Annotated in this window: 6 protein-coding genes; 3 read left to right on the top strand and 3 right to left on the bottom strand. The window is 65.7% G+C overall.

Annotation, left to right across the window (positions count from 1 at the left end; all coding sequences use genetic code 11):
* Window positions 1-15 precede the first annotated feature (15 nt).
* The 3 genes from mutS (at window position 16) to AC27VE_RS16345 (ending at window position 4,305) form a co-directional block, all read left to right on the top strand.
* A complete protein-coding gene (gene mutS / locus AC27VE_RS16335) occupies window positions 16-2,670 on the top strand; it encodes a DNA mismatch repair protein MutS (RefSeq protein WP_488704436.1) in 2,655 nt (884 codons plus the stop codon).
* On the top strand, window positions 2,667-3,860 hold the full coding sequence (locus AC27VE_RS16340) for a ribosomal protein uL16 3-hydroxylase (RefSeq protein ID WP_454677501.1): 1,194 nt from the start codon (window positions 2,667-2,669) through the stop codon (window positions 3,858-3,860). The genes mutS and AC27VE_RS16340 overlap by 4 nt, the downstream gene beginning before the upstream one ends.
* A gap of 217 nt (window positions 3,861-4,077) precedes the next feature.
* A complete protein-coding gene (locus AC27VE_RS16345; protein ID WP_081534137.1) occupies window positions 4,078-4,305 on the top strand; it encodes an endopeptidase in 228 nt (75 codons plus the stop codon).
* Between the two features lie 225 nt (window positions 4,306-4,530).
* On the opposite strand, the gene bamC is transcribed toward AC27VE_RS16345, so the two are convergent.
* From bamC to AC27VE_RS16360, 3 genes are all read right to left on the bottom strand, one after another.
* Window positions 4,531-5,655: an NlpB/DapX family lipoprotein gene (gene bamC, locus AC27VE_RS16350; RefSeq protein WP_088589179.1), complete on the bottom strand. Its 1,125-nt coding sequence runs from the start codon at window positions 5,653-5,655 to the stop codon at window positions 4,531-4,533.
* A 17-nt stretch (window positions 5,656-5,672) separates the two neighbouring features.
* Window positions 5,673-6,578: a 4-hydroxy-tetrahydrodipicolinate synthase gene (gene dapA / locus AC27VE_RS16355; protein WP_006224028.1), complete on the bottom strand. Its 906-nt coding sequence runs from the start codon at window positions 6,576-6,578 to the stop codon at window positions 5,673-5,675.
* 87 nt (window positions 6,579-6,665) lie between these two features.
* Window positions 6,666-7,313: a site-2 protease family protein gene (locus AC27VE_RS16360; RefSeq protein ID WP_315136240.1), complete on the bottom strand. Its 648-nt coding sequence runs from the start codon at window positions 7,311-7,313 to the stop codon at window positions 6,666-6,668.
* Window positions 7,314-7,394 lie beyond the last annotated feature (81 nt).

Consider the following 7,394-nt stretch of genomic DNA (forward strand, 5'->3'; position numbering starts at 1 on the left):
GATACAATCACGGGCATGAATTCAGCAACACAAAACACCGCCGCCGACGCCCACGCGGGCCACACCCCAATGATGCAGCAATACCTCCGCCTGAAAGCGGAGGCTGGTCCCTTGCTGCTCTTCTACCGCATGGGCGACTTCTATGAAATGTTCTATGAAGACGCGGAGCGCGGCGCGCGTCTGCTCAACCTGACGCTGACCAAGCGCGGCTCGTCCAACGGTATCCCCATCCCGATGGCCGGACTGCCCGTGCACGCCATGGAGCAGTACCTGGCCCGCCTGGTTGCGATGGGCGAATCCATTGCCATCTGCGAACAGATCGGCGATCCGGCCGCGTCCAAGGGGCCGGTTGAACGCCGCATCGTGCGCATCGTCACGCCGGGCACCCTGACCGACGACGCCCTGCTGCCCGCCAAGGCCGACCGCGCGCTGGCCGCTGTATTCGTCACCGGCAATGCCCGCGCCCCGCGCGCCGGCTTGGCCTGGCTGAACCTGGCCAGCGGCGAATTCCGCGTGACCGAATGCGCGCCGGCGCAGCTGGAATCCGAATTGCACCGCATCGCCCCCGCGGAAATCATCTGCGCCGACAGCGCCGACTTCGATTTCCCGTTCGAAGGCGCCCGCGCCCGCGTACCGGACTGGCACTTTGAAAGCGACGGTGCGCGCGCACACCTGCTGGCGCATTTCAAGACGGATACGCTGGCCGGCTTCGACATCGAAGACATGCCTGCTGGCGTCTGCGCCGCCGGCGCGCTGCTGCGCTATGCGGCGCGCACCCAGTCGCAGGCGCTGGCCCACGTGCAAAGCCTGTCGGCCGAGCGCCCGGGCCAGTACGTATTGCTGGACCCGGTGACCCGCCGCAACCTGGAACTGACGCAAACGCTGTCGGGCGAAGATTCGCCTACGCTGTTCTCGCTGCTGGATGGCTGCCGCACGCCCATGGGCAGCCGGCTGCTGCGCCGGTGGCTGCACCATCCGCTGCGCGAAAACGAGCAGGCGCTGGCGCGCCAGCAAGCCATCTCCGCGCTGCTGGCAGGCCGCATGGACGTCGAGCAGACGTTCGGTTCGGCAGGCCTGCTGGAAGCGCTGCGCGCGGCGCTGAACGCCTTCCCCGACATCGAACGCATCGCCGCACGCCTGGCGCTGCGCTCGGTGCGCCCGCGTGAGCTGGCCAGCCTGCGCGATGCGCTGGAATCCCTGCCCGCCTTGCGCGACCTGGTCGAACCCATGGCCGACTCCCCGCGCCTGGGTGAGTTGATTTCGCACCTGTCTGTTGACCCGGCGCTGGCCGCGCTGCTGGTGCGCGCCATTGCGCCGGAGCCCGCCGTGGCCATCCGCGACGGTGGCGTGCTGGCCACCGGGTTCGATGCGGAACTGGACGAACTGCGCGGCTTGGCGGCCGACGGCGGCGACTTCCTGATTCAGCTGGAAGCCCGGGAGCGCGAGCGCACGGGCATCAACAACCTGCGCGTGGAATTCAACCGCGTGCATGGCTTCTACATCGAAGTCTCCAAGGGCCAGACGGCCAAGGTGCCGGAAGATTACCGCCGCCGCCAGACGCTGAAGAATGCCGAGCGCTACATCACGCCTGAACTCAAGACGTGGGAAGACAAGGTGCTGTCCGCGCAGGACCGCTCGCTAGCCCGCGAAAAGTGGCTGTTCGAGCAACTGCTGGACGTGCTGGCTGAACATGTGCGGCCGTTGTCGGACTGCGCGGCCGCGCTGGCCGAACTGGACACGCTGTCTGCCTTGGCTGACCACGCGCGCCGCCACGACTGGATGGCGCCCGACTTGTCCGAGCAGGCCGATATCGATATCGAAGCCGGCCGCCACCCGGTGGTGGAGCATGCCATCGAGCGCTTCACGCCCAACGGTTGCCGCCTGGACCCGGCGCGCCGCATGCTGTTGATTACCGGCCCGAACATGGGCGGTAAATCGACCTACATGCGGCAGGTGGCGCTGATCGTGCTGCTGGCGCGCATCGGCAGCTTCGTGCCCGCCACGCGCGCCCGCATCGGCAAGATCGACCGCATCTTCACCCGCATTGGCGCCGCCGATGATCTGGCGGGTGGACGCTCGACCTTCATGATGGAAATGACCGAGGCGGCCGCCATCCTGTCGGCCAGCACGCCTAACAGCCTGGTGCTGATGGACGAGATCGGCCGCGGCACGTCCACCTACGACGGCCTGGCGCTGGCGTGGGCCATCGCCTGCCGTCTGTTGGCGCACAACCGCGCGCTGACGCTGTTCGCCACCCACTACTTCGAACTGACCCGCCTGCCGGCCGAACAGCCCGCGTCCGCCAACGTGCATCTGGCCGCGGCGGAATCGGCCAGCGGCATCGTCTTCCTGCACGAAGTGCGCGAAGGCCCCGCCAGCCGCAGCTACGGGATCCAGGTGGCGCAGCGCGCCGGCGTGCCGGCAGCAGTGATCCGCCAGGCCACGCGCGAACTCGAACGCCTTGAAGCGCAGGGTGCGCCCACCCCGCAGTTAGGCCTGTTCTCGGCTGCGGCGGATGCCGACGCGCAAGCCTACGCCGAGACCGAGCGCTCGGACGCGATCGAGGCGCTGGACGCCTTGCGCGAATCGCTGGCCGCCATCGACCCCGACAGTCTTACCCCGCGCGAAGCGCTGGATGCCCTCTACCGCCTTAAGAAGCACCTTCAATGAACCTCGACCAACGCCTGCCGCTGCTGGGCAACCAAAGCCCCAACGACTTCATGCGCCGCTACTGGCAGCGCAAGCCGCTGCTGATCCGCCAAGCCATTCCCGGCTTCAAGCCGCCGCTGACGATCGCGGCCATCAAAAAGCTCGCCCGCCGCGACGACGTCGAATCGCGCCTGATCTGGCGCGAAAATGGCGAATGGCAGATGGAAAACGGCCCGTTCGCGCGCTTGCCCAAAGACAACGAAGGCGATTGGACGCTGCTGATTCAAAGCGTGGACCTGCTGAGCGACGCGGCATCTGAACTGATGGGGCTGTTCCGCTTCATTCCCGACGCCCGCCTGGACGACGTGATGATCAGCATCGCCAGCCATGGCGGCGGCGTGGGCCCCCACTTCGATAGCTACGACGTGTTCCTGCTGCAAGCCGCCGGCGAACGCGAATGGCGCTACGGCCGCCAAAAAGACCTGTCCCTGGAACCCGGCCTGCCGCTGAAAATCCTCAGCAACTTCCAGCCGGAAGAAAAGGCGGTGCTGGTCCCCGGCGACATGCTGTATCTGCCGCCGCAGGCGGCCCACGACGGCATCGCCATGGGCGATGGCTGCATGACCATCTCGATCGGATTCCGCGCCCCCACGCAGGCGACGCTTGCGCGCGGGCTGCTGGAAGCCGCCGCCGACCAAGTGATGGCCCGCGTCGGCCTGCTGGGCGGGCCTTACGGTGAACCGGCCCTGCCCGGTCCCAAGCTGTCCGCCGTCTATCGCGACCCGGGCCAGCCGGCCGTCGACACGCCGGCCGCACTGCCCGACGCTCTGGTGGCCGCCACGCTCGAGACCGTTGAAAAGCTGCGTTTCGACGATGCGCTGGCCTCGCGCTTTTTGGGCTGCTGGCTGACCGAACCGCACAATCTCAGCGTATTCGACGCCCCCGAAGGCATGGACGTGGACCTGGAAGAAGACTGGCCCACCTCCGGCCGCCTTGTGCTGGATCGCCGCAGCCGCATGCTGTATCGCGGCAAGCAGCTGTTCATCAACGGCGAAACCGCGATGACACCCGTCGAGGCCGCACTGCGCACGCTGGCCGATGCCCGCAGCCTGGATTGCGCCGACCCGGCCTGCGCGAAACTGTCCGACGACGCCCGTTCTTGCCTGGCGGACTGGTTGGATTCGGGGTGGATCCGCTACGTGCCGGCGTAGTATCCAGACACGTCCGCGTATCTGACTTGCACAGAACGCAATCAGGTCTGTGCGTGCGGTCACATAAGGAAAGACATAACACCTAGCTGAAAGGTTTGTTGCCGTTGGGATGCGACCTTTTTAACTTTCACACGCGATCGGCCTTCAGCTTCCTGTAGCCTGGATTCTGGTTTCCCCTAAGGGGGTTTCAAGAGTCGTCATCTACAGGAGTCCAAAAATGATGAGCAAAACCTTGATTATTGCCTCGGTGCTGGCAGTGTCGCTCAGCGCTTGCAACAAGAAGGAAGATGCCCCGGCGCCCGCGACCAACCCCACTCCGGGCGCAAGCACGCCTGCCCCCTCGTCCACGCCCCCGGCCACGTCGCCGGCTCCGGCGCCCGCTCCCAGCACCACGCCTGGCGGCGGATCGAATACCCCGGGCGGCTCGACCACTCCGGCGTCTTAATAAAACAGAGACGAACCCCCGCTCTGAAGACGTGAAAAAGCCCCGGCAGCGACACTGCCGGGGCTTTTTCACGCCTGCCTATTCCGTTCTCGCTTCCCAAGCGATGGGGCCGTCAGCAGCCCATCCGCGGAGCGCCCGTCGTGAAGCCACGGCGGACCCATGAAAAAGGCCCCCTTGCGGGGGCCTTTGCATCAAACCGGCGACCAGGCACCGGTTCGGCGCGCTTTACATCTTGTCTTTCAAGACGCTCAGCAGGCGCTGGGCCGTCGCGCTGTTGTCGCGGGCGCCCGAGGAATCGAGCACCGTCACCGTGGTCTGGTCGCCCGTGGCGGCCAGGTGGATACGGTATTGCGGCGCCTCGGCCTTCTTGTCGCCCGAGAACATGCGGCTGAAGAAGCCCGGTTGCTCGTTCTTTTCGCCCGTGTCGGTATCGACGTAGCGCACGAAGTAGTCGCCAGCAGAGCGGTCGCGGTCGTCCACGGCAAAGCCGCCGCCGTCCAGCGCCACGCCGACGCGGCGCCATGCACGGTCAAACGATTCGGCCACCAACAGCGATGCGCCCTGCGCACGGACATCTTCCTGCACCGCCGGCTTCTGCGGCGCGGCTTCCGCCTGCTGCACCAGCTTGCGGGCGTTGTCCACGTCCGAACCCAGGTAGACCATCATGCGGGCGAGCATGGCGGCGTTCAGGCCCGGATCTTCCTTGCCGTTCTGCCACTGCACTTGGCCGCCGTCGGAGCCGACGCGCTTTTCGAGCATCTGGCGATGGCTCACATAGACCTCGGTATGGCCATTGACGCGCTCGACGCGGGTACGGAATTTCTCGCGTTCGCCGCTATCCCAAGCCGATTCCAGCACCGCGCCCAAGGCCTGGCGCAGCCAGCTTTCCGGGATCTTGGCGCGGTTTTCCGCCCAGTCGGTTTCAATCAGGCCGGCGCTGGGGTTGTTACTGGCCACGGTGAAGCCGTTCTCGGTCCAGAAGTCCACGAGACGCGGGAAGACGTCTTCGGGAGCACGGTCCACGACCAGCCAGCGCAGGTCGCCGTCGCGCTCGACACGCATGTCCTGGCGGCCGGGAAGCACGTTGCTGGACTTCGGGGCGCTGGCTTGCGCCTGGCCCTGTTGCTGGAACTGCGAGTACGTCGTCGAGCCCGAAGCGGGCGCGCGGTAACGCGGATCGCTGTTGGCCTGAGTCAGATCCGGCGGGATGCTCAGAGGCTCTCCCCGCTGGGTGACGGCGCTCTTGTAGTTGACGGATTCTTCATTGCCCAGGAATTGGTTGACCTCGCTGCAGCCGGCCAACAACACCACAGACATCAATGCCGACAAACCGGCATGACGCTTGTTCATACGTATCCTCACGATATTTAGAGCAGGCCCGTTTCCTGGAGCGCGCGACGCACGACTTCGTGGTTCTGCGTGCCCAGTTCAACCAGCGGAAGCCGGTAGCCCAGTGCGCTGCGGCCCATTTCGGCCAACGCCCACTTGACGGGGATGGGATTGGCTTCAACAAACAAAGCCTTGTTCAGACGCGCCAGGTACGCGTTAAGTTCACGGACCTTCGGTACGTCGCCAGCCAGCGCGGCAGCGCACAGGTCGCGCATGAGCTTGGGGGCCACGTTGGCGGTCACGGAGATGTTGCCGCGTGCACCCAGCAGGATCAGGGCGGCAGCCGTGGGATCGTCCCCGCTGAACACCTGGAAGCTTGCCGGCGCTTCGCGCAGCAGGAGGCCGCCGCGGGCGATGTCCCCGGTGGCGTCCTTGATGCCGATGATGCCGGGCACCTGCGCCAGGCGCAGAACCGTGTCGTTGCTCATGTCGGCAACGGTGCGGCCCGGCACGTTGTACAGGATCGTCGGCAGATCGACGGCTTCCGCGATGGTGCGGAAGTGGCGATACAGGCCCTCTTGCGAAGGCTTGTTGTAATAGGGAACGACCGACAGGCCGGCCTGCGCGCCGACTGCCTTGGCATGGCGCGTCAGGTGGATGGCTTCGTCGGTGGAGTTGGCGCCCACGCCAGCAATGACCGGGATGCGGCCAGCGGCATGTTCAACCGCGACGCGGATCAATTCCGCGTGCTCTTCCATCGAGACCGTGGGTGACTCCCCGGTGGTGCCCACCACCACCAGCGCGTCGGTTCCTTCCTGGACGTGCCAGTCGATCAAAGACCGGTAGGCAGCGTAATCCAGGCTGCCATCGGGCTGCATGGGAGTGACCAGGGCCACCAAGCTGCCCTGGAAATTAACGCCTGCGGCGGTTGCAGGGGATGCCATAAATGTAGGGCTCCAACGCCCCACGGCAGGATGCCTCAGGGCCAGAATCAATGAAACCGCTGAGTTTAACGGAAATTGGCCGAAATCCTACAGAAACCACTGAACGATAGTCGTTCCAAATTCGTACACCGGACGCATCAGAAGCCAAAGCACATCGGTGACCAGAAGGACGATGACGATCATCAAGCCGTACGGCTCGATTTTCGAGTATTGCCAGGCCAGGCGGTTCGGCAGCAGGCTGAACAGGATGCGTCCCCCATCCAGCGGCAGGATCGGCAGCAGGTTCAGCGCCATCAGCACCAGGTTGATGTTCACGCCGGCCACGCCCATCTGGAACCAGAAGGACTCCTGCATGCCGGATTCCAGCATCAGGCGCAGCGAAAACGCCCAGAGAATCGCCATCAGCAGGTTGGCCGCGGGGCCGGCAAGCGCGACCCACAGCATGTCGCGCTTGGGACGGCGCAAGCGGCCGAAATCCACCGGCACGGGTTTGGCCCAGCCGAACAGCATGCCCGGGCTGCCCAGCAGCTTGGATGCCAGCAGGATGACGACGGGCACCAGCAGGGTCCCGACGGGATCGATGTGGCGCATCGGATTCAGGCTGACGCGGCCGGCCTGGTAGGCCGTGGGGTCGCCGAACATCCGTGCCACGTAGCCGTGCGCGGCTTCGTGCAAGGTGATGGCGAAGATGACCGGGATCGCGTAGACCGCAATGGTTTGGATGATGTCGTTCATGGCGAGCCGGATTGTAGATGAGCCGCGGGGGGGGGGGGGGCCGGCCGCCCCCGCCCATCGTGGGGGGGTGTTTTAGTGTCT

This window comes from Achromobacter sp. 18P8.1.1 (assembly GCF_057799415.1).

Excerpts from the sequence above, each read along its gene's own strand:
- mutS (WP_488704436.1), top strand. The coding sequence starts at position 16 with ATGAATTCAGCAACACAAAACACCGCCGCCGACGCCCACGCGGGCCAC.
- AC27VE_RS16345 (WP_081534137.1), top strand. The coding sequence starts at position 4,078 with ATGATGAGCAAAACCTTGATTATTGCCTCGGTGCTGGCAGTGTCGCTC.
- AC27VE_RS16340 (WP_454677501.1), top strand. The coding sequence starts at position 2,667 with ATGAACCTCGACCAACGCCTGCCGCTGCTGGGCAACCAAAGCCCCAAC.
- dapA (WP_006224028.1), bottom strand. The coding sequence starts at position 6,578 with ATGGCATCCCCTGCAACCGCCGCAGGCGTTAATTTCCAGGGCAGCTTG.
- AC27VE_RS16360 (WP_315136240.1), bottom strand. The coding sequence starts at position 7,313 with ATGAACGACATCATCCAAACCATTGCGGTCTACGCGATCCCGGTCATC.
- bamC (WP_088589179.1), bottom strand. The coding sequence starts at position 5,655 with ATGAACAAGCGTCATGCCGGTTTGTCGGCATTGATGTCTGTGGTGTTG.